At 64.2% G+C, this 22,866-nt stretch carries 19 protein-coding genes; 17 read left to right on the top strand and 2 right to left on the bottom strand.

Going from position 1 to position 22,866, the window contains the following annotated elements; genetic code table 11:
- Window positions 1-127: 127 nt before the first annotated feature.
- The 9 genes from AC3CD9_RS06630 (at window position 128) to AC3CD9_RS06590 (ending at window position 10,038) form a co-directional block, all read left to right on the top strand.
- The gene (locus AC3CD9_RS06630; protein ID WP_062242804.1) at window positions 128-607 is read left to right on the top strand and encodes an NUDIX hydrolase; all 480 of its coding nucleotides are present in this window, start codon (window positions 128-130) and stop codon (window positions 605-607) included.
- Window positions 608-767: 160 nt separating this feature from the next.
- Window positions 768-1,520 carry a YebC/PmpR family DNA-binding transcriptional regulator gene (locus tag AC3CD9_RS06625; RefSeq protein ID WP_139467356.1) on the top strand — a complete coding sequence of 251 codons (753 nt, stop codon included), beginning with the start codon at window positions 768-770 and terminating at the stop codon, window positions 1,518-1,520.
- Complete coding sequence (gene ruvC / locus AC3CD9_RS06620) at window positions 1,520-2,116, top strand: crossover junction endodeoxyribonuclease RuvC (RefSeq protein WP_488366891.1); 597 nt, start codon at window positions 1,520-1,522, stop codon at window positions 2,114-2,116. Before AC3CD9_RS06625 ends, ruvC begins: the two co-directional genes overlap by 1 nt.
- Before the next feature lie 64 nt (window positions 2,117-2,180).
- Window positions 2,181-2,777, top strand: coding sequence for a Holliday junction branch migration protein RuvA (gene ruvA / locus AC3CD9_RS06615; protein WP_410711448.1), 597 nt, complete (start codon window positions 2,181-2,183; stop codon window positions 2,775-2,777).
- Window positions 2,774-3,850, top strand: a complete 1,077-nt coding sequence (gene ruvB, locus AC3CD9_RS06610; protein ID WP_488366890.1) for a Holliday junction branch migration DNA helicase RuvB — start codon at window positions 2,774-2,776, stop codon at window positions 3,848-3,850. The genes ruvA and ruvB overlap by 4 nt, the downstream gene beginning before the upstream one ends.
- Before the next feature lie 80 nt (window positions 3,851-3,930).
- Window positions 3,931-4,512, top strand: a complete 582-nt coding sequence (gene yajC, locus AC3CD9_RS06605) for a preprotein translocase subunit YajC (protein ID WP_488366889.1) — start codon at window positions 3,931-3,933, stop codon at window positions 4,510-4,512.
- Window positions 4,513-4,550: 38 nt separating this feature from the next.
- The gene (secD, locus tag AC3CD9_RS06600) at window positions 4,551-6,707 is read left to right on the top strand and encodes a protein translocase subunit SecD (protein ID WP_488366888.1); all 2,157 of its coding nucleotides are present in this window, start codon (window positions 4,551-4,553) and stop codon (window positions 6,705-6,707) included.
- Entirely contained in the window at window positions 6,704-7,720 is a 1,017-nt protein-coding gene (secF, locus tag AC3CD9_RS06595) for a protein translocase subunit SecF (RefSeq protein ID WP_488366887.1), read from the top strand. Before secD ends, secF begins: the two co-directional genes overlap by 4 nt.
- A gap of 20 nt (window positions 7,721-7,740) precedes the next feature.
- Window positions 7,741-10,038 (top strand): RelA/SpoT family protein, encoded by a 2,298-nt coding sequence (locus AC3CD9_RS06590; protein WP_139467351.1) that lies wholly within the window; start codon window positions 7,741-7,743, stop codon window positions 10,036-10,038.
- On the opposite strand, the gene AC3CD9_RS06585 is transcribed toward AC3CD9_RS06590, so the two are convergent.
- Window positions 10,017-10,571, bottom strand: a complete 555-nt coding sequence (locus AC3CD9_RS06585) for a hypothetical protein (protein WP_139467350.1) — start codon at window positions 10,569-10,571, stop codon at window positions 10,017-10,019. The two genes, AC3CD9_RS06590 and AC3CD9_RS06585, sit on opposite strands and share 22 nt — an antisense overlap.
- Before the next feature lie 122 nt (window positions 10,572-10,693).
- A complete protein-coding gene (locus AC3CD9_RS06580) occupies window positions 10,694-12,046 on the bottom strand; it encodes a DUF349 domain-containing protein (RefSeq protein WP_488366886.1) in 1,353 nt (450 codons plus the stop codon).
- A 119-nt stretch (window positions 12,047-12,165) separates the two neighbouring features.
- Here AC3CD9_RS06580 and AC3CD9_RS06575 point away from each other — a divergent pair, with 119 nt between their 5' ends.
- The 8 genes from AC3CD9_RS06575 (at window position 12,166) to rpsD (ending at window position 22,595) form a co-directional block, all read left to right on the top strand.
- Window positions 12,166-12,810, top strand: coding sequence for an MBL fold metallo-hydrolase (locus tag AC3CD9_RS06575; protein ID WP_488366885.1), 645 nt, complete (start codon window positions 12,166-12,168; stop codon window positions 12,808-12,810).
- A 151-nt stretch (window positions 12,811-12,961) separates the two neighbouring features.
- On the top strand, window positions 12,962-14,296 hold the full coding sequence (gene hisS, locus AC3CD9_RS06570; RefSeq protein ID WP_488366883.1) for a histidine--tRNA ligase: 1,335 nt from the start codon (window positions 12,962-12,964) through the stop codon (window positions 14,294-14,296).
- Between the two features lie 58 nt (window positions 14,297-14,354).
- Window positions 14,355-16,139 (top strand): aspartate--tRNA ligase, encoded by a 1,785-nt coding sequence (gene aspS, locus AC3CD9_RS06565; RefSeq protein WP_488366882.1) that lies wholly within the window; start codon window positions 14,355-14,357, stop codon window positions 16,137-16,139.
- The gene (locus AC3CD9_RS06560; protein ID WP_488366881.1) at window positions 16,139-17,545 is read left to right on the top strand and encodes a replication-associated recombination protein A; all 1,407 of its coding nucleotides are present in this window, start codon (window positions 16,139-16,141) and stop codon (window positions 17,543-17,545) included. Before aspS ends, AC3CD9_RS06560 begins: the two co-directional genes overlap by 1 nt.
- A gap of 64 nt (window positions 17,546-17,609) precedes the next feature.
- Complete coding sequence (locus AC3CD9_RS06555; RefSeq protein WP_488366880.1) at window positions 17,610-18,773, top strand: sensor histidine kinase; 1,164 nt, start codon at window positions 17,610-17,612, stop codon at window positions 18,771-18,773.
- Complete coding sequence (locus tag AC3CD9_RS06550) at window positions 18,770-19,465, top strand: response regulator (RefSeq protein ID WP_488366879.1); 696 nt, start codon at window positions 18,770-18,772, stop codon at window positions 19,463-19,465. Before AC3CD9_RS06555 ends, AC3CD9_RS06550 begins: the two co-directional genes overlap by 4 nt.
- 624 nt (window positions 19,466-20,089) lie before the next feature.
- Window positions 20,090-21,679: a cation:proton antiporter domain-containing protein gene (locus AC3CD9_RS06545; protein ID WP_488366878.1), complete on the top strand. Its 1,590-nt coding sequence runs from the start codon at window positions 20,090-20,092 to the stop codon at window positions 21,677-21,679.
- 274 nt (window positions 21,680-21,953) lie between these two features.
- Window positions 21,954-22,595 (top strand): 30S ribosomal protein S4, encoded by a 642-nt coding sequence (rpsD, locus tag AC3CD9_RS06540; protein ID WP_373270422.1) that lies wholly within the window; start codon window positions 21,954-21,956, stop codon window positions 22,593-22,595.
- Window positions 22,596-22,866: the final 271 nt, after the last annotated feature.

Raw genomic sequence — 22,866 nt, 5'->3', positions numbered from 1 at the left:
CCGAGTTGGCCGGGACCGCGCAGAGCCGATATCGTTCTCTGGGCCGCTGTCGCGCTCTTGCCGAAATCCCCCAGCGTCATTATTCTGCAAACACTTGCCTCCCTTCGCCGCCGACCACTGGAGAAACATGAAACCTCGTAAAGCCTCACGGGTCGTATTACTCAATGAGCGCGACGAGGTTCTCCTGATCCGTGCCCAGGATCTGCTGACCCCCAGTCACCAATGGTGGATGACCTGCGGGGGCGGTTCCGAACTCGGCGAGTCGGCCGCGCAGACGGCGGCTCGGGAACTGGCCGAGGAGACCGGGATCGAATGCGAACCCCACGAACTCATCGGTCCCTTGGCCACGCGTGACGAGGTCTTCGAATTCACGGAGAAGTCGCTGCGCCAGGTCGAAACCTACTTCGCGTTCCGCACCAGCGAGGACATCGAGCTCGAAGATGCGGTCTGGACGGACATCGAGAAGCGCAGCCTGCTCGAATTCCGCTGGTGGACTCGGGAGGAGCTTCTGGCCACGACGGAGACGATCTATCCGAAGAACCTCCTCGGCCTCATCGACCTGGCCACCGCCGGGTCCGTTCCCGACGTGCCGCTGGTCATCGACTGAGCGCACGATCGCGCTCCGGCACAGGTCCGCAATGCGGTCCGGAGCAGGTCCGCAATGCGCTCCGGTGCGAGTCCATACGGAATCGTGAACGGGAAGTCTGCATGAGTCGGCGCGGTCAGCGTATAGACTTGAGAGGCTGTAACTACAGGAAGGAACACCAGTGTCAGGTCATTCCAAATGGGCAACGACTAAACACAAGAAGGCTGCCATCGATGCCAAGCGCGGCAAGCTCTTTGCCAAGCTGATCAAGAACATCGAGGTTGCCGCACGCAACGGTGGACCCGACCCCGACGGCAACCCGACGCTGTTCGATGCGATCCAGAAGGCGAAGAAGAACTCGGTTCCCGCGGACAACATCACCCGTGCGGTCAAACGCGGCGGCGGTCTCGACGGCTCCGGAGTCAACTACGAGACGATCATGTACGAAGGCTACGCCGCCGGCGGTGTGGCTCTGCTCATCGAATGTCTCACCGACAACCGCAACCGCGCCGCCTCCGAGGTGCGTGTGGCCGTGACCCGCAACGGCGGTTCGATGGCCGATCCCGGTTCGGTGACGTACAACTTCAACCGCAAGGGCGTCATCACCGTGGGCGCCGAGGAGACCGACGAAGAGGCCATTCTGCTGGCGACCATGGACGCCGGAGCCGAAGAGGTCAAGGAAGTCGGCGAGAAATTCGAGATCATCTGCGAGGCCACCGACCTCGTGGCCGTGCGTACGGCCCTCGTCGACGCCGGCATCGACTACGACTCGGCCGAGGCCTCCTTCGTGCCCGAACTCGAGGTCAGCCTCGACGCGGAGACAGCGAGCAAGGTCTTCTCCCTCATCGATGCGCTCGAAGACAGCGACGAGGTGCAGAACGTCTACTCGAACGCCGATGTCAGCGATGAGGTCCTCGCCGAACTCGATGCCTGATGCGCATCCTCGGTGTTGATCCCGGACTGACCCGGTGCGGGCTCGGTGTCATCGACACCCTGCCCGCCCGGAAGGCGAAGATGGTCGCCGTCGACGTCCTGCGGACCCCTTCGGTCGATTCCGTCGACCTCCGTCTCGGTGCCATCGCCGAGGCGTTCGACAGCTGGTTGGACACGTACCGTCCCGATGTCGTGGCCATCGAACGCGTCTTCGCCCGCAACGATGTGTCCACGATCATGGGCACCGCCCAGGCATCGGGACTGACCATGGGGTTGGCTGCCCGACGCGGGCTGCCCGTGGCCATGCACACCCCGTCCGAGGTCAAGGCCGCGATCACCGGATCGGGCCGTGCGGACAAGAAACAGGTCACTTCGATGGTGACGCGGATCCTCGGACTCGACGCACCGCCGAAGCCCGCCGACGCCGCCGACGCCCTGGCGATCGCGATCTGCCATTCCTGGCGCGGGGCGCTGTCGGCCCAATCGACGCCGGGGGCAAATAAGGACCTGACCGAACGCAAGGCCGGCGGACGGCAGGGCAGCGGACTGACCAAGGCCCAGCAGCAGTGGGCCGAGGCCATGCGGCGCGCCAAGTGAGCATGGGGGAGCGGGTGCCTGCTAACCTGGATTCGTACACGTGTTCCCCTAAGAAAGGCTGTCCGTGATCAGTTTCCTCAGCGGTACGGTGCATCGGATCGCAGCTGACCACCTCGTCGTTCTCACCTACGGTGTCGGCCGGAAGGTCCACGTCACCCCCGATACTCTGGCCGGGACTCGGCACGGCGCCGAGATCGAACTGGTCACCAGCCTCGTGGTGCGCGAAGACTCGATGACGCTCTACGGCTTCGGCACCGAAGACGAGAACCACACCTTCGAAGTGCTGCTGTCGATCTCCGGAATCGGCCCGCGCCTGGCGATGGCGATCCTCTCGGTGATGGGACCCGACGAACTTGCCGCCGCGATCACGAATCAGGACGCCAACGCGCTCACCCGTGTCCCCGGAATCGGAAAGAAGGGCGCCTCGCGCATCATCCTCGAGCTGGAGAACAAACTGCCGAAGCTCACCGCTGCCTCTCCCGGACCCACTCTGTCCTTCGGCGGCGGCAACCAGCAGGTCGTCGACGCCCTTGTGGGACTCGGGTGGAAGGAAGCGCAGGCCGAGGACGTCGTCGCCGACGTCGTCAAGGAGACCGGTGCTGATGCCGGCACCTCCGTCGTCCTCAAGGCCGCTCTGAAGGTCCTGGGTGCGAAGAGATGACAGGCTCGTTCGACCCCGACTCCTATGAGGTGGACTTCGGTGATCAGGACCTGACCGGAGCCGAACAGGAGAGACTCGTCTCCGGTCGTGCCGAGACGGCCGAACGCGATGCCGAGGCGGCGCTGCGTCCGAGGGGCCTCGCCGACTTCATCGGCCAGCCGCAGGTGCGTGAGCAGCTCTCCCTCGTCCTCGACGCGGCGAAGGCCAGACAGAAGGCACCTGACCATGTGCTGCTCTCCGGTCCTCCCGGGCTCGGCAAGACCACACTGGCGATGATCATCGCCCACGAGATGAACTCGAATCTGCGAGTGACGTCCGGCCCAGCCGTCCAGCACGCCGGTGACCTCGCAGCCATCCTGTCCTCCCTCGAGGAAGGTGAAGTCCTCTTCATCGACGAGATCCACCGCATGGCCCGGGCCGCCGAGGAGATGCTGTACGTGGCGATGGAGGACTTCCGAGTCGACGTCATCGTCGGCAAAGGACCCGGTGCCACCGCCATCCCGCTCGACCTCCCGCAATTCACCCTCGTCGGGGCGACCACCCGATCCGGTCTGCTGCCCGCGCCGCTGCGTGACCGTTTCGGCTTCACCGCCCTGCTCGACTTCTATTCGAGCGCCGATCTGCTCACGGTTCTCAAGCGTTCGGCTCGGATGCTCGGCATCGAATCTGAGATCGGCGGACTCGAAGAGATCTCCACGCGGTCACGGGGAACCCCGCGAGTCGCGAACCGCCTGCTGCGCCGCGTCCGCGACTGGGCACAGGTGCGGGGGAGCGGAATCATCGACGAGGCGGCCGCCACCAATGCCCTGCGCGTCTACGAGGTCGACGAGCTTGGTCTCGACCGCCTCGACCGGTCGGTCCTGCAGGTGCTGTGCAAGCGCTTCGGCGGAGGCCCGGTGGGATTGGGAACCCTCGCCGTCTCCGTCGGCGAAGAAGCGGATACGGTCGAAACCGTGTCCGAGCCTTACCTGGTCCGAGAGGGCCTGATCAGTCGTACCCCACGTGGACGTGTGGCCACGACGGCGGCCTGGAAGCACCTGAAAATGCAGATCCCAGCAAACTATGAGTTCTGACCCTGCCTTTGAGTTCGCTATGAGAGGTGAGGACGAACTAAGCTGGTTCACTGATTCATTCATATGAAAGGTTGATATCTGTGGATTTGTTGATCCCTCTTGCGCTTGCCGCGCTGCTGATCTTTTTCCTGTTCAATTCTCGGCGTAAGCAGAAGGCGCGTGCGGAGCAGATCAAATCGGGTCTCGTACCCGGCGCGACCGTGATGACGACCTTCGGTGTCTTCGGCACCGTGCTCTCCATCGACGAAGAGAACAACCAGGTGACCATCGAATCGGGTCCCGGCACGGTTCTGCGCGTCCACCGCCAGGCCATCGGTCAGATCGAGAACAACCAGGCCGCAGCGCCCGTCGACGCTCCCGGTGCCGCAGTTCCCGCCGCCGATCCCGATGTCGATGCCGACGCAGCCGACGAGAAGCCCGCCATCACCGACGCCGAGCTCGACGCCATGAACGAACGCAAACGCGCCGAGAAGGACACCCCGGACGACGCATCTGACGACGTCATCGCCGATGAGTCCGCTGCGAAGACCGAGGACGCCGACGCCGAGGCAGTCGCCGAGTCCGAGGACGTCGACACCGAGGCCGCCGCTGAGACCGAAGCCGACTCCGCCGCTGCGGAGTCCACGGACCCGACTGATTCGGATTCCGACAAGAAGAACTGATCCGTTCTCGCACTCTTCTCCCGACTGAAAGCTGAAACGTGTCCGATATCGAAGAAAAACCACGCCCTGGTTTGCGCTTCCTGTGGCTGACCATCATCACACTGGTGTTGGCCGCAATCATCGCCGGCGGTGTCATCTGGTCGAATGCCACGACGACTCCGAAGCTCGCGCTCGACCTCGAGGGCGGAACGTCGATCATTCTGGAACCACAGGTGTCCAAGGGCACGGACATCAGCAAGGAGCAGCTCGATCAGGCCGTGGCGATCATCCGCCAGCGCGTCGACTCGACCGGGGTCTCCGAAGCCGAGATCACGACCCAGGGCGACCGCAATATCGTCGTGAATCTGCCGGGCAACCCCGACGAGGAGACCCGAAACCTCGTCCGTTCGTCGGCTCAGCTGGTCTTCCGTCGTGTGGCGCTGGTCGGTGACCCGCGTTCACAGGAACAGATCCAGAAGGAGCAGGAGAAGAGCGGCGAGAAGTCGGGTGGCGACGACGGGCTGAGCGACGAAGAGCGCAAACGCCTCGAGGACCTCACCGGCGCCGACTCGCAGGGCGACGGACAGAGCGAGGACCAGGCTCCGTCCGGCGGCGGCGATGTCGTCAATGCCGGGGGCGAGACGAAGAAGACGGATGAGTCCTCCGCGAAGACGACGTCCTCGGCGTCGGAGAGCAAGGACGCGGAGAAGTCCGGAGAAGGCAGCGGATCGAGCGACAGCACGAAGGTCACCGACTCGACGCCGCGGCCCCTCTTCGACCCGGAGAAGGACGCCTCCGAATGGCAGTCCGACAAGATCATCAAGGAGTACACGGAGCTCGACTGTACGAACAAGAAGAACCGGACGGGCGGCCAACAGCAGCCCTCGGACGAACCGGTCGTCTCGTGCTCCGAAGACGGACAGGCGAAGTACATCCTCGGACCCGTCGAACTCTCCGGCGATCACCTTGCCGATGCAAACGCAGGTTACAAGTCGGGTCCAAATGGGGTACAGACAAATGAACCGGCGGTGAATCTAAAATTCGATAACACCGGCCGTGAAATCTTCAAGCAGATCACCTCGGACATCACCGGCAAACAGCAGCCCTACAACCAGTTCGCGATCGAACTCGATGGTCTCGTCCTCTCAGCGCCGAGCTCTGATGTTGTGATCACCGACGGCAACGCCCAGATCACCGGTGCCTTTAGCCTCGACCAGGCGCAGACTCTGGCCGACCAGCTCAAGAACGGTTCGCTGCCGCTGAGCTTCCAGGTCCAGAGCGAGGATCAGATCTCGCCGACTCTGGGTTCGAACTACCTCAAGATCGGTCTGCTCACCGGCCTGGTCGGTCTCCTCCTCGTCGTCGTCTATTCGCTGCTGCAGTACCGGGTGCTCGGCCTGGTCACCGTCTCGAGCCTCGTCGTCGCCGGTGTGCTCACCTACCTGCTGCTGCTGTTGGCATCCTGGAGATACGGCTACCGACTGTCTCTGGCCGGCGTCGCCGGTATCATCATCGGCATCGGCATGGCGGCGGACTCGTTCATCGTCTACTTCGAACGAGTCCGAGACGAACTGCGCAGCGGTCGCAATCTGCTCTCCGCGGTCGAGGTCGGCTGGGACCGTGCCAAGCGCACGATCTACGCCTCGAAGGCAGTGAACATGCTCGCCGCGGTCATTCTCTACATCCTGGCCGTAGGCTCGGTGCGAGGCTTTGCCTTCACCCTGGGTCTGACCGTGATCATCGACGTGCTCATCGTCTTCCTGTTCACCCACCCGATGCTGCAGTTCCTGGCCCGCACGAAGTTCTTCGGCGAGGGCCACCCGATGTCCGGAATGGATCCGCGTCTGCTCGGAGTCAAACCCGCCGCCTATCGCGGAGCGCTCAACCTGTCCATCGACGACAGGGACAAGACGCCCGAGGCCAAGCGGCGCGAGAAGGCACGGATGCGCAAGGCCGGGATGAGCGCAGACGACAGCTCCGATGCGACCGCCGCGACGGCAGCAGCGTCCGAGTCGGAGGAGACCACGACGACGTCCAAGGCAGACAAGGCCGCGACCGGCAAGTCCACGAAGTCGAAGAGCACGAAAGCGGCGAAGTCCGCTGCTGCGACGGGCGGAATGACCATCGCCGAGCGGAAGGCTGCGGCCCGACGGGCCGAGGAAGACGATGCCGTCGCAGACTCGACGGCTGACGACGGCAAGGAGGCTGACAAGTGAAACGGTTCTTTGCCTGGGGCAACCGCCTGCACAGCGGCGAATCATCGATCCCCTTCGTCGGCAAGGCGAAGCTGTGGCTGGCCGTCTCCGGAGTCCTCGTCCTCCTGTCCCTGCTCGTCCCGCTCATCTTCGGTTTCAACTTCGGCATCGCCTTCAAGGGCGGATCGCAGTTCCAGGTCGACCATGTCAGCGACACCTCGGCCGCCAAGGGCGAAGGCATCATCAACGATGTCGTCTCCGGTTCTGAGCCGCGCCTGACGCCGACCAGTGACACGGCCGTCCAGATCGAGACGAACCAGCTCACCGACCCGCAGATGCAGGAAGTCCGAGACGCCCTCGTCTCCGGCTACGACGTGAAGGTCGAAGACGTCACCTCGACGTTCGTCGGACCCGAATGGGGTCAGGACGTGACGTCGAAGATGATCCGCGCACTCGTCATCTTCGTGGCCATCGCGCTCGTCGTCATGGCCCTGTACTTCCGCACGTGGAAGATGTCGCTCGCGGCGATCGTCGGCCTCTTCGTCGTGATGATCGTGACCATGGGCATCTACTCGGCCACCGGCTTCGAAGTCACCCCGGAGGCCATCATCGGCTTCCTCACCGTGCTCAGCTTCTCGCTCTATGACACGGTGGTGGTCTTCGACAAGATCCGAGAGAACACGGCGAGATTCGAGGAGAAGCGGAACCTCAAGTTCTCCGAACTCGTCAACCTCGGTGTGAATCAGACGACCGTGCGCTCGATCAACACCTCAGTGGTGTCGGTGCTCCCGATCGCCTCGATCCTCTTCATCGGCGTGTTCCTGCTCGGCGCGGGAACACTGGTCGATATCTCGCTGTCCCTGTTCATCGGTACTATAGTGGCAGCCGCTTCGACGCTGTTCGTCGCGAGCCCCCTCTACGCCCTCCTCCGGGCAAATGAACCGGCGGTCAAGGCACAGGAGGAGGCCGTGCGTGAACTACGCTTGAAGGATGGGGGAGCAGACGTCCCACCGGTGACTCACGCCGAAGTCTGATTCCCAAGAGAGGAGATGTTTTGGCTTCGTCAGCTGATTCGCGCCGTCCGCGAGGCATCTCCCGCTTAGCCTGGTGGGCGGCCAGGGCGCAGAACAACCCTGGCTACCCGCGAGTGCTCGGCCCGATGATCCGGGCCCTGCAGTCGAACCATCCGAAGGCGGACATCGACCTCGTCGTCAGGGCCTACAAGGTCGCCGAGGAGGCCCACCGAGGGCAGACCCGCAAGTCCGGTGATGCCTATATCACCCACCCCATCGCGGTGGCGACGATTCTTGCGGAGATCGGCATGCTGCCGGTCACGCTCGCCGCAGCTCTGCTGCACGACACCGTCGAAGACACTTCGTACTCGCTTGACGAACTCACCGAGGAATTCGGCTCCGAAGTCGCGGCCATGGTCGACGGGGTGACGAAGCTCGACAAGCTCACGTACGGGCAAGCCGCGCAGTCCGAGACCGTGCGCAAGATGATCGTGGCGATGGCCAAGGACATCCGCGTCCTCGTCATCAAGCTCGCAGACCGCCTGCACAATGCGCGCACCTGGCGCTTCGTGCCCGCCTCGTCAAGCACGAAGAAGGCTCGCGAGACCCTCGACATCTTCGCCCCGCTGGCACACCGGCTGGGCATGAACACGATCAAATGGGAACTCGAAGACCTGTCCTTCCAGGTCCTCCATCCCAAGGTCTACGACGAAGTGGTCCGACTCGTCGCGGATCGGGCTCCCGAGCGTGAGAAGTATCTGGCCACGGTCTCCGAAGAGCTCCAGGGCGAACTCAAGGAATCCGGAATAGACGCCTCCATCACGGGGCGCCCCAAGCACTACTATTCGATCTATCAGAAGATGGTCGTGCGCGGACACGAGTTCGCCGACATCTACGATCTCGTCGGAGTCCGCGTCCTCGTCGAATCCGTACGCGAATGCTATGCCACCCTCGGCATCGTCCACGCCCGCTGGAACCCTGTTCCCGGACGGTTCAAGGACTATATCGCGATGCCGAAGTACAACATGTACCAGAGCCTGCACACCACGGTGATCGGACCGGCCGGCAAGCCCGTAGAAATCCAGATCCGGACCCACGAGATGGATCGCCGTGCAGAATTCGGCGTCGCCGCTCACTGGAAGTACAAGGATCTCAACAAGTCGTCGAAGGCCGTGACCTCGAACACCGCGCGTTCGGTGAAGGTCTCCGACGCCGGTGAGGTCGACGACGCCGCCTGGCTGCGACAGCTGCTGGACTGGCAGCGAGAGGTCTCCGACCCCGACGAATTCCTCGACAGCCTCCGCTACGAGGTGAACTCGAAAGAAGTCTACGTCTTCACGCCCAAGGGCGAGGTGATGAGCCTGCCGTCGGGAGCCACCCCCATCGACTTCGCCTACGCTGTGCACACCGAGGTCGGGCACAAAACGATGGGTGCCCGCGTCAACGGTCGCCTCGTCGCTTTGGACACGGAGCTGAAGAACGGGGACTCCGTCGAGGTCTTCACCTCGAAGGACGAGAACGCCGGCCCCAGCCGCGACTGGCTCGGCTTCGTCAAGAGTCCACGTGCCCGCAGCAAGATCCGGCAGTGGTTCTCGAAGGAGCGCCGCGAAGAGGCGATCGAGAACGGTCGCGAACAGCTCGCCCGGGCGATGCGCCGCCATACGATCTCCGCCGCTTCGCTGATGAGCCAGGAAGCTCTCCAGGTCGTCGCCACGGAGATGCGTCTGCCCGATGTCAGCGCCCTCTATGCCGCGATCGGCAACGGCGTGTCTTCGGCTCAGCACGTCGTCGATCTGCTGGCCAAGGAAGTCGGGGAGGACGACGAGTCGGTCGTGCTGCCACCGGAGCCTCGCAATCGCACGGGACAGTCCTCAGGGCACCATTCCTCGTCCGAAGGCGTCATCGTCAAAGGCGTCGACGATGTGCTCGTCAAACTGGCTCGCTGCTGCACCCCGGTGCCGGGAGACGAGATCCTCGGTTTCGTCACCCGCGGTTCGGGAGTCTCCGTGCATCGCGTCGACTGCCCGAACGTCACCTCACTCAAACGTGAACCCGAACGCATGGTCGAGGTCTCGTGGGGCGAGAAGACGAGCGGAATCTACCTCGTCCAGATCCAGGTCGAGGCCCTCGACCGTGCCGGTCTGCTCTCCGATATCACCAAGGTGCTCACCGAGACCCATGTGAACATCCTGTCGGCGTCGGTCGGCACGTCCCGGGCCCGCGTGGCGCAATCGAAGTTCGTCTTCGAGATGAGCGACGCCAGCCATCTCGACACTGTGCTCTCGGCCGTGCGCAAGGTCGAAGGCGTCTTCGACGTCTACCGCATCTCCGGCGGCTGATCCTCTCTGTCCAGCGCCGCGCGCATCTGAGCGACGAACGGTCGACGGGCCACCTCGGTGAGGTAGTCCCGGAGACGGTGGCGAAGACCGCTGGGAATCTCCGCAATGATGCCCTTGAGCGCCCGCGGCGACTCCGCGGTCCAGTTCCGGAAGTGCGGGAAGAGCAGATCGTAGAGCGTGCGTTCCTCCGTGGTGATCGGCAGCCCGTCGATGAGGCACCAATCATCTTGCGCCAGATTCGTCTCGTGGACGTCGAAACCGTCATCGGCGATCCACCGGCGCCTGGGCAGCGTGATGAAGTTCAGCGGAGCGGGAGCCCTGCCGAGTCCGCGGTGCACCCACCAGGCGCTGTCGTGGGAGAGCGCGAGTCCGGGTGGGATGAGCGAATGCAGGGCGGCCATCCGCTCAGCGGGGGAGAGGATCGCGCCCTTGCGCACCCAGGTCGATTCGGTCAGTCGGATGAGCAGGCCGTCGAGGGTGAGCTCGGTGAGCTGCTCGTACCCGAAGTCCCGCAGATGAAACAACGCCTCCATACCCGAACTATCGCCGGATGTGGAGGCGTTGACAAGACTTCGGAGAGCGCCTGTGGACAGGTGCTGACTCGAACGTCAGAAGCTGTGGACGAGCGCCGCGGCCTCAGCCGACCACTGCGGCCTCAGTCGAGTTCTGCGGCTGTCTGGGCGAGCTGATCCCGCCAGGCGCGGCGAGCGTCGAGAGCTTCCTGCGCCTCGGCGACGGACTTCTCATCGCCCCCGGCCTTCGCAGCCTCGAGCTTCTTCTCGAGGTCGACGATCGACTCGTCGAGCTGACTCAGCGCACCCGAGGTGCGGGCCTTCGTCTCCGGGTTGCTGCGCTGCCACGCGGCTTCCTCGGCATCGGCGAGCGCGCGTTCGACTTCGCGCAGACCGTTCTCCATCCGCGAGACATCGGCGCGAGGGACCTTGCCGGCTTCCTCCCACTGGTCCTGGATGGTGCGCAGCTCGCGCTTGGCCGCCACCGGGTCGGTGATCGGCAGCAGCGCCTGAGCCTTCTTCAGCAGCTCTTCCTTGACGACGAGGTTTCCCTTGAACTCCTCGTCCAGCGCGGCATTCTCCGCATCACGGGCGGAGAAGAACACGTCCTGTGCTGCACGGAACCGTGCCCACAGCGCATCATCGTCCTTGCGCGAAGCACGCGGGGCGCGCTTCCACTGGCTCATCAGGTCCTTGTACTTCTGCGACACGGTGCGGAAGTCGGTCGAGGCCGACAGCGACTCCGCCTCGGCGACGATCTTCTCCTTGATCCGCTTGCCCTCGGCATTGACCTTGTCGAGCTCGGCGAAGAACTCCTTGCGCTTGTGTTCGAAGGTGTTCCGAGCCTGCGAGAACCTGCCCCAGAGCTCCTGATCGACGGCACGCGGCAGGCGGGGTCCGCTGCGCTGCATGTCCTTCCACTGGGCGAAGAGCTCGCGCAGACGCGCGCCCGACTGCTTCCACTGGATCTTCGACGGATCCTGCTTGGCCAGGGTCTCGGCCTCGACGACGAGAGCCTCACGATCCTCGGCAGCGGCGAGTTTCGCGGCCTGCGCCCGGGCTGCCTGACGGGACTCTGTGGCCTCGGCATCGGAGATGAGGGTGTCGAGAGTGGCGCTCAGCCCCTTGAGATCACCGACGACGTTGGCTTCCGGCAGTGATTCCTGCAGCGTCTTCGCCGCAGACACGACCTCACGGCCGGGAGCGCCGGCGGAGAGACGGTTGCGCAGCAGGACCGCGCTCTCGGCGAGTTCGACGTACTTCTTCGCGAAGTACTCGAGGGCCTCCTCGGGAGTGGCGTCCGGGTACTGCCCGACGGCACGCTCGCCCTCCGGAGTGGTGACGAACACATTGCCGTCCGAATCGGCACGACCATGTGTCACCGCGCGAGCCACCTCGGCGTCGTGGTCGATATGGCTGGCATTGACCACCTGTGCCGCCTGCGGACGCGGCAGCGACGACGGACGGGGGGTCGGCTTCGGTGTCGGGGTCGACATGGTTCTCACCTTGTTTCCATCGGTCGAACCGGCAGGTCATTCCACCCGCCGATCACTCGATTGTGGGATAGACGTTATCCCAGCATAACCATCGGCGGGCGTGTAGATAGACTTTGCACATGGATGTGTTCTCGACCAACGCCGAATTCCTCGACGTCAACTGCTATGCCGTGCGCGCAGACGGCTCCAGCGACTGCATTCTCATCGACTCCGGATACGACTGTGCCCCCGGCCTCGAGAAGCTGCTGAGCGAAGAGGGACTCGAACCTCGGGCGATCTTCCTCACCCACGGCCACCCCGACCATATTCTGGGCCTGACCAACGTGCTCGCCCGCTGGAATGTGCCCGTCCACCTCGGTGCCGCCGACCGGTACCGCCTGGAATCGCCGGCCACAACGCTCAACCCGCAGTTCGCGGCAATGCTGGCTCCGCTCGTCGCAGACTGGAACGCCCCGGCAGCCATTGACATCAATGACGGGCAGAGCTTCGAGATCGCCGGACTCAGCATCACCGCGGTCTCCGCACCCGGGCACACGGAAGGTTCCATGCTGCTGCGAGTGAAGGACGGGGAAGAGGAAGTCATCTTCACCGGTGACGTCGTCTTCGCCGGAGCCATCGGCCGCGTCGACCTGCCCGGGGGAGACCCTCAGGCGATGGCCGAATCCCTGCGGACCTTCGCGACACTGCCGGACGTGCCGATCTATCCTGGACACGGCCCGGCATCTCGCGTGAGCACAGAACTCGCGACGAATCCGTTCTTCTGAGGACTGAGCGACCGAAGTCTCGGGTCTTCCTGCCCGAGGCGGTTGCGCAGTCCCGGACGACACCACACTATTCAGACCCCACCCGATACAGAGACGACACGATTCAGCGGCGCCGCACGGCACCGCATCCGCACCGAAAGCAAGGAGCACCATGGCGAAGTCAGCCCGTCTGTCCGGATTCCCGGAACGACTCCCGGCCGAACGCGTGATCGAGAAGACCATCATCGACACCCTCGAACACACCTTCGCCCTGCACGGGTTCTCCGCCCTCAACCACCGCGCCGTCGAACCGATCAGCCAGTTGGCCAAGGACGGCGAGATCGACAAGGAGATCTTCGCCGTCTCCCGCCTCCACTCCGAGGGCGCCGAGCGCAACCCTCTGGGACTCCACTTCGACCTCACGGTGCCCCTGGCCCGCTATATCGCCGACAATGCGAACGAACTGAGCTTCCCGTTCAAGGCCGCTCGCGTCCAGCCCGTCTGGCGAGGCGAGCGGCCGCAGGCCGGTCGCTACCGTGAGTTCATCCAGGCCGATATCGACGTCATCGCCGATGGGGACCTGCCCGGACACTTCGAGGTTGAGATCCCCCTGGCCGTGGCCGATGCGTTCTCCCGTCTCGCCCCGCTCGGCGTGCCCGGAATCAAGATCGTCGTCAACGACCGCAGGCTGCTCGAGGGCTTCGCCCACGGAATCGGACTGACGAACATCCAAGCCATGCTGCGCTGCCTCGACAAATACGACAAGATCGGCCCCGACGAAGTGGCGAAGCTGCTGGCTGCCGAAGCCGACGCCGATGAGGAGCAGCAGCGCCTGTGCCTGGAGCTGGCCGCCATCGAATCCGACTCCCCGGACTTCGCCGACGAGGTGCGCGCCCTCGGCGTCGACCACCCCCTGCTCGAAGCCGGGCTCGAATCGCTGACGACGCTGCTGCGAGCCGCAGCCGTTCGCGCCCCCGGAGTCGTCGTCGCCCAACTCAAGATTGCCCGCGGCCTCGACTACTACACCGGCGCGGTCTACGAGACCCAGCTGATCGGCCACGAGGAGCTCGGTTCCGTATCCTCCGGCGGGCGCTACGACTCGCTGGTCACCGTGGGGAAGAAGAACTATCCCGGGGTGGGCATGTCCATCGGCGTCTCCCGCCTCATGGCGTTCATCCTCGGCGAGACCTCGGAGGTTCGCGCCACCCGCGGTACCCCCTCGGCCGTCGTCATAGCCGTCACCGAGGAGGCCCGACGGGCTGACGCCGACGCCGTGGCCGCGACGCTGAGGTCCCGGGACATCCCGTGCGAAGTCTCGCCGAACGCTGCGAAGTTCGGCAAGCAGATCCGCTACGCGGAACGCCGCGACATCCCGTTCGTCTGGTTCACCGACGGTGAGTCCGGCCACGAGGTCAAGGACATCCGCTCGGGAGAGCAGACCACGGCCGACCCGGACACATGGACGCCTGCGGAAGACGACCTCTGGCCCCGCGTGTACCGGAGCTGAGCGCGGGGCGACTATCATTGTTCAGGCGCTAGACCACAACATCACAAAGGAGCCCTAGGTGCTGCGAAGCCACGAAGCCGGAAGCCTGCGAGCCGCGAACGCAGGAGAAACCGTCACCCTCACCGGGTGGGTCGATCGTCGTCGCGATCACGGAGGTGTGGCCTTCATCGATCTGCGCGACGCTTCGGGGATCGTGCAGGTCGTCGTCCGTGAGGACGATGCCCACCAGCTGCGCAACGAAACCGTCGTCAAGGCCACCGGCACCGTCTCGGTGCGCCCAGAGGGCAATACGAACCCGAACCTGCCCACCGGCGAGATCGAGATCATCGACACCACCGTCGAGGTGCTCTCCGAAGCAGCGGCCCTGCCGTTCCAGGTCTCCGACCATGCCGAGGACTCCGGCGCCGTGGGCGAAGAGACCCGTCTGCGCTACCGCTACCTCGACCTGCGCCGTTCGGGCCCGGCCAAGACGATCCGTCTGCGCTCCGATGTCAACAAGGCCGCACGGTCGGTCCTCGACGCCCACAGCTTCGTCGAGGTCGAGACTCCGACCCTGACGAAGTCGACTCCGGAAGGTGCCCGCGACTTCCTCGTCCCGGCCCGCCTCAAGCCCGGCTCCTGGTACGCCCTGCCGCAGTCGCCGCAGCTGTTCAAGCAGCTGCTTCAGGTCGCCGGCATGGAACGCTACTACCAGATCGCCCGCTGCTACCGCGACGAGGACTTCCGCGCCGACCGCCAGCCGGAGTTCACCCAGCTCGACATCGAAGCCTCCTTCGTCGAGCAGGAGGACATCATCGCTCTGGCCGAAGAGATCCTCACCGCACTGTGGAAGCTCATCGGCTACGACATCACCACGCCGATCCCGCACATCACCTACCACGAGGCGATGGAGCGCTACGGTTCGGACAAGCCGGACCTGCGCTTCGGCCTCGAGCTGCACAACCTCACCGAGTTCTTCGCCGACACCCCGTTCCGTGTCTTCCAGTCGCCCTATGTCGGCTCCGTCGTCTACCCCGGCGGCGGCTCGCTGCCCAGGCGTCAGCTCGACGGCTGGCAGGACTGGGCCAAGCAGCGCGGGGCGAAGGGCCTGGCCTATGTGCTCATCGGCGAAGACGGAACCCTGTCCGGTCCGGTGGCCAAGAACATCTCCAATGAGGAGAAAGCGGGACTCGCCGAGGCGGCCGGTGCGCAGCCGGGCGATGCGATCTTCTTCGCCGCAGGTGAGGCGAACTCCTCCCGTGCCCTCCTCGGTGCCGCCCGCAGTGAGATCGCCGAGCGCACGGGTCTCATCAAGGACGGAGACTGGGCCTTCGTGTGGGTCGTCGACGCACCTCTGTTCGAATCGGCGGCCGAAGCGCAGGCCGCCGGAGACGTCGCCGTCGGCGGCGGACAGTGGACGGCCGTCCACCACGCCTTCACCGCTCCGAAGCCCGAATTCCTCGACTCTCTCGAAGAGGACCCGGGCGCGGCACTGGCCTACGCCTACGACATCGTCTGCAACGGCAATGAGATCGGCGGCGGCTCGATCCGCATCCACCGCAAGGATGTCCAGGAACGTGTCTTCAAGATCATGGGCATCTCCGCAGAAGAGGCCGAGGAGAAGTTCGGCTTCCTCCTCGAAGCCTTCAAGTTCGGAGCACCCCCGCACGGCGGCATCGCCTTCGGCTGGGACCGCATCGTGTCCCTGCTGGCCGGCGTCGACTCGATCCGCGAGGTCATCGCCTTCCCGAAGTCCGGCGGCGGATTCGATCCGCTGACCCAGGCACCGGCTCCGATCACCGACGCCCAGCGCGCCGAGGCCGGAGTCGACTTCGAACCGGAAGACGACGACTCCGAGGCCTGATGAGCCAAGAACCCAATCTGTTCTCCGACGGCCCGGACCAGGAAACACCGGGTCCGGGCTTCGCCGGTTCCTCCGGGACCTCCTCGGGCAGGGCCCTGGACCCGCTAGCGGTGCGGATGCGTCCCCGGACCCTGGACGAGGTCGTCGGTCAGGAGCACCTGACCTTCCCGGGGTCCCCGCTCAACCAACTCGTCGAAGCCAGCGGGGGAGACCGGGCGGGAGCCTCCTCGGTGATCCTGTGGGGTCCGCCCGGAGTCGGAAAGACCACGCTGGCCCATGTCATCTCCCATGCCCCGGGCCGCACCTTCGTCGAGCTCTCCGCCATCACCGCGGGCGTCAAGGACGTGCGGCAGGTGATCGAGAGCGCCCGCCGCGAACGGGAGATGTACGGACGCACCACCGTTCTCTTCCTCGACGAGATCCACCGGTTCTCGAAAGCTCAGCAGGATGCCCTGCTGCCGGCGGTGGAGAACCGGCTCGTCGTGCTCGTGGCCGCCACCACGGAAAACCCGTCGTTCTCCGTCATCTCACCCCTGCTGTCGCGGTCGCTCATGCTCACGCTGCGTCCGCTCGACGACGAGGCGGTCGGCAATCTGCTCGACCGTGCCGTCGAATCCGATCGCGGCTTGGCCGGACAGTTCACCCTCACCGAGGAGGCCCGGAACTTCATCGTCCGCGTCGCCGGCGCCGACGCCCGCCGATCACTGACCGTCCTCGAAGCCGCCGCCGGAATCGCCGCCGCGCAGTCGGAGGAAGCAGGCGACGAACCGATCGCGATCACCGAATCGGCCTGCGCCGAGGCGAGCAGCGAAACCGTTCTGCGCTACGACAAGAACGGCGACCAGCACTACGACGTGGTCTCCGCGTTCATCAAATCCATCCGCGGATCCGATGTCGACGCGGCCCTGCACTATCTCGCGCGGATGATCGTCGCCGGTGAGGACCCGCGCTTCATCGCCCGTCGCGTCGTCATCTCCGCCGCCGAGGACATCGGCATGGCCGATCCGCAGGCGCTGCCCATCGCCGTGGCCGCCTCGACGGCTGTGCAGAACATCGGCATGCCCGAAGGGCGGATCCCCCTCGCCGAGGCGGTCACCTACCTCGCGCTGGCCCCGAAGTCGAACGCGAGCTACCGCGCCCTGGACGCCGCGATCGCCGATGTGAAGAACGGTCTCGCCGGCGAGGTGCCGATGCATCTGCGCGACGCCCACTATCCGGGAGCGAAAGAGCTCGGCCATGGTGACGGCTACAAATACTCGCACGACTATCCGCACGGGGTCGCCGATCAGGAGTACCTGCCGGAGTCGCTGCAAGGCAAGCGCTACTACTCTCCGACTGGCAACGGAATGGAGCGCAGCATGGCTGAGAGGCTCGAGAACCTCAGGGCGATTCTCGGACGCGGATGATTTCACTCTCGGGTGGGATGCCCGAGAAGCCCTGCGAGGAGAAGATTGAACCATGAATCGCTTTATGACTCTTCTCCAGAGGATTCTCTTCGTCATTCCGGCCGCCATAGCAGGCTTGCCAGTGCTATTCGTGGTCTTTACATACTTCTTCGTGGACGATCCTGCGTTGACCGTAATCGGCGTCGTCGGGCTGATTGCCAGTGTGGCCCTGTGCTTCCTGCCGGTGATTCACAGAGGCGAGAAATCGCTGGCATCTGAGCTGCTAGGCACCGATGTTGATGAAGACGGTGCCTACCGAAACAGCGCGATCTTTGCGGGCCTTCACCTCCTTGCTGGGACGTCCACGGTGATAGCGGTGTGCCTAATTCCTGTGGCTATCGGAGAGCTCTCATGGCGACTCAAAGACGCATTCTCTGGGAAATGGGCGACTTCAACGGCTGTCGAACTGCTCATGGGGACAGTTCTCGACTCTCCATTTCGAGTGCTTCTGTTCGTCGTCTTCGCCGGTGCCATATCCTATTCCGTCGTTTTCTTCATCGGATGTGCTTTTCTGGCTTCACGGGTCCTCGGCAGGAGTCTCGAGGACAAACTCGCAGAGAGCGAAGCCGATCGCAAGAGACTGGCGATTCAGAACGAGTTAGCCCGCGACATCCATGACTCAGTTGGTCACGCATTGACGATTGCGAGTCTGCAGGCCGAGCGCGGCCGCGCCAGAATCGATGTCGACGCAGGAGACGCAAAGGATGCATTGTCAACCGTTCTGTCTGTGTGTCAGCGAGCTCAGGCAGACCTTGACGGTGTCCTGAGGGTCCTCCGCACTGGAGAGCCTCGCAGCAGCACTCAGGTGAAGGATCTGCGGAGCATCGGTGATCTGATCGATGAGGTCCGCAATGCCGGTCTCGTCGTCGATGCGGCGATACCGCTCAATCTCGACGTCGCCGAGGACCGTCTGCCTGTTCTTTACCGAATCGTCCAGGAGGCACTGACCAACGCTATGCGGTACGCGCGTCCGCATGAACTTCGCCTGAGAATAGAGAACAGCGCCGATGGGCTTCGAATCGTCGCTGAAAACCCGGTAGATGGAGGAACCGATAGTGGTGTCGGCAAGGGATTGCAAGGTATCGAGGCTCGCGCGCTTCTGCTCGGCGGATCATCTTCGGCTCACGTCGTTGCGGGGTGGTTTGTGCTAGACGTAAGACTTCCTCACCTTGAGGAAGTCCCTGCATGATCGATCTGCTGATCGTCGACGACGAGCCTCTCATTCGGTCAGGTCTCTCTGGGGCCCTGAGCCAATTTCCGCACCTTCGAATCGTCGGCGAAGCTGAAGACGGCGAGACAGCAGTCACCGCAGCGCGACAACTTCGCCCTGACGTTGTTCTCATGGACGTCCGAATGCCCGGAAGAGACGGACTGAGCGCAACGAAGGAACTGACCGATGACAGGTCGTTTTCAGGCGCGATCCTTGTGCTCACCACATTCGACTCGGATGACTACGTCTACCAGGCGATGGCTCTCGGCGCCCGGGGTTTCCTCCTCAAACGGTGGCCGATCGCCAGAATCGCGGATGCGATCTCCATAGCGTCCGCAGGAGAGAGCGTCGTGTTTCCTGATTCGCTTGCCAGGATCGTTGCTGACCACGGCTCACCGCCGAAGCGAAGTTCGGGTGAAATCGAGGCGGAGCTCACACCGCGTGAACAGGTTGTTCTTAAACAAGTGGCTGCCGGTCTTAACAATGCGGAGATCGCGGAACGTCTTCACGTCACTGTGGACACCGTGAAGTCTCAAGTCAGCAGTGTCCTGCTCAAACTCAACGTACGGGATCGCACGCAGGCTGTCATTCGTGCTTTCGAATCCGGTTTCGCGGCCGCGGAATCAGGACCGGACCGATCGGCGGAAGCACGACTCTCTTCGCGGCGATGAGGTTTCCGATGACACGACCGGGATCGGTCATCTCACCGCAGGCGTTCAGCTCATCGAATTCTGCAATCGACATCTCCACGCTGTGGGCAACCTCCTGCGAAACATCGGTCACCCCTGCACCGATTCTCACCCGCTGGCAGAAAGAGGGGCATCCTGACAGGCCCCGCATCTAAGATCCTGGCCGAAGCTGTACCTGTGCTCGAGGTGGAGAGGACGGAATCCGATCTCTTCCCCGTCTCGCGGCGATCGGGCCCTCGCACCGTTCGGCCGCACCACTCGGGAGGATCGAAGATCCGGCGACCAAGCAAGTGTCTGTACTGCCGGGTCAGGCGCAGTCGACCCGCGTTCGTGTTGCTGAGCAGTCCGACCCCGCAGGAGTGGGATCCGTTGAACTCGTACCGAATCCGTTCGCAGGTGTGCAGGGTCAAGTCCGTCGTTCTAGCTGAACCGAACGAATCGGTCGTAGACATGCCGCTTGGAGTCAAGAGTTGACCTTCCACGGTGGATCTTCCATGGTCGAAACCTAGCCCTACCACTTTGGGCCTCTGGCACGATAGTTTGGAAACTGACTGCGAGTTGCCGCCGCTGGGCAATCGGCGTGGTCCGAGACTGAGGAGGCGCGACGTGGCAGACATCGTCATCACGATCGCCGCCGCGCTGGCGCTGGGACTCATCGCCCATGAGCTGCGCATTCCGCCGCTCGTCGGATTCCTCGCGGCCGGATTCCTACTGCACGTCTTCGGCTTCACCGCCTTCGCGGGACTGCAGCAGGTTTCGGACATCGGAGTCGTCCTGCTGCTGTTCACGATCGGACTGAAATTCGATCTGCGCTCCCTGCTCCAACCCGAAGCCCACGGCACCGCTGCGCTGCACATGATCACGGTGGTCCTCCTCGGTGCCGGGATGATCGGAGCTGCCGCTGCCATCGGCATCGTCAGCGTCGGCGGGGGACTGGGCACCTTGGCGCTGCTCGGCTTCGCCCTCTCGTTCTCCTCCACGGTGCTCGTGGTCAAAGTGCTCGAAGACCGCTCCGACGACGGGTCCTACTACGGGCAGATCGCCATTGCGATCCTCGTCCTCCAGGACCTCGCTGCGGTCGCCTTCATCACGATCGCAGGCGAAGAGCCGCCGAGCCCGTGGGCGTTCGCTCTCGTCCTGATCGTTCCCGTGGTCTGGGTGCTGCGACGGCTCCTCGACCGCGTCGGACGCGGTGAGCTGCTCGTCCTCTTCGGCGTCGTCATGGCCTTGGGGCCCGGCTATGTCGCCTTCGAATCAGTCGGCATCCACGGCGACCTCGGAGCGCTGGTGCTCGGGCTTCTCTTCTCCACCCACCCGCGAGCCGTGGAGATGTCGAAGTCGCTGTTCAGCGTCAAAGAGCTCTTCCTCGTCGGGTTCTTCGTCGTCATCGGGCTCCAAGCGGTCCCCACCTGGTCGGATCTGCTCATGGCGCTGGCCCTGTGCGTCGTGCTGCTGCCGTTCAACTTCGCGAGCTTCTACCTCATGGGTCGCCTCTTCGGCCTGCGCAACCGCACCAGCGTGCGCACCAGCCTGGCCCTGAGCAACTTCTCCGAATTCGCTCTCATCGTCGTCGCCGTCGGAGTCGACAACGGACTCTTCGAGGGCAACTGGCTGACCGTCACCGCCCTCGCCGTGGCACTGGGGATGATCGGCTCCTCCCTGGCGAACGCCTACAGCCTCCAGATCGTCGCGAAGCTCGACGCGATCCTGCCGGACGAGAACGAGAGCCGGCTGCGGGCCAACGATCGGCCGCTCGACACCGGAGATGCGGAGGTCGTCGTCCTCGGCATGGGCCGCATCGGTCGCGGAGCCTACGAGCGCTTCGTCGAACGCGGCGACCGCAGCGTCATCGGCATCGACAACGACCACACAGTCATCGAAGCCCTGCACGCCGACGAGTTCACAGTGCTCGAAGGCGACGCCACCGACCACGAATTCTGGCACCGCCTCGTCGTCGGCGGCAGCGCCCACACTGTCGTTCTCGCCATGGCCCTGCACGACTCGAACACCTTCGCTCTCGAACAGCTGCGCATCGCCGGCTTCCCCGGGACCATCGCCGCGGTCGTCCAACGCCCCGACCAGGCCGAGCACTTCGCCCGTGCCGGGGTCCACGCGGTGATCAACATCTACAGCGGGTCCGGAGCGGCCGTGGCCGATGCCGCGATAGACAGCCACGAAGACGACTGTCGGAAGTGACAGCGGGCTGCCGGCAGTGACAGCGATGCTTGCGGATCGGTCGGCCGGCAAGGGCGGACGGTTCGCCTCAGTCGGCAAGATCACAGCGGCGAGGCCGCCGATCGGCTTTGCGACGGGCGGTGTGCACCCGCTAAGATGGACAGCTGTTGTGCCTGCACCCTAAAGGCGGTCGGTGCGAGCGGATCTCGACGCTCAATCCCTCTTTCCCATCCGGGGAAACAACAGTCGCGTTCGGGGCGAGAACCGCAGAGGCCCACCGCGGCAGAACACATTGATGAAAGGTAATACAGTGCCAGCACCAGCACGTAATCGCCGCATGACGCGCCTCTCGCGCGCCCTCGGCATTGCTCTGACACCCAAGGCCGAGAAGTACTTCGAGCGTCGCCCGTACCCTCCAGGTGAGCACGGTCGCGCCCGTCGTCGCAACGACAGCGACTACTCGGTCCGCCTCAAGGAGAAGCAGCGTCTGCGCGCGCAGTACGGCATCCGTGAGGCCCAGATGCTCAAGACCTACAAGGAAGCCAACCGTCTGCCCGGTCTGACCGGTGAGACCATGGTCGAGCTCCTCGAATCGCGTCTCGACGCCCTCGTCCTGCGTTCGGGCTTCGCCCGCACCATGGCCCAGGCCCGTCAGTTCGTCGTCCACCGTCACATCACGGTCGACGGACAGCGAGTGGACCGTCCCTCCTTCCGCGTGAAGGAAGGCCAGACCATCCAGGTGCACGAGCGTTCGGCTTCGATGGATCCGTTCCAGGTCGCCGCCGCCGGTGGTCACAAGGACGTCCTGCCCGCAACGCCGGGATACCTCAACGTGAACCTCGAGGGCCTGCAGGCAACTCTGCTGCGCACCCCGAAGCGCGAAGAGGTGCCGATCACCTGTGACGTTCAGCTCGTCGTCGAGTTCTACTCGCGCTGATCTGCTGAACACAGCGCATCGCGCCACCGCGACTGCCCGGGACCGTGCGGTTCCGGGCAGTCGTGCATTCACGGCAGCGAGTGTGCCTTCGCACCGGGCCGTCGTACAGCGTCCTCAAGCACGCCGACGGCGCATCGCACCAGCCGCGGCGCAGGCTGTGTTGTCACATCCTCCTCTGAAATGACCACTTTCCTCCCTGTGCATTTCAGAGAAAGGTGTATCGAACCGCCGGACAGGACCGGGAATGGCGTGCCGACACGGGAGCGGTCTG

Source organism: Brevibacterium sp. MGP-B1 (assembly GCF_057766545.1).
This window is presented reverse-complemented; position numbering and strand designations above follow the sequence as displayed.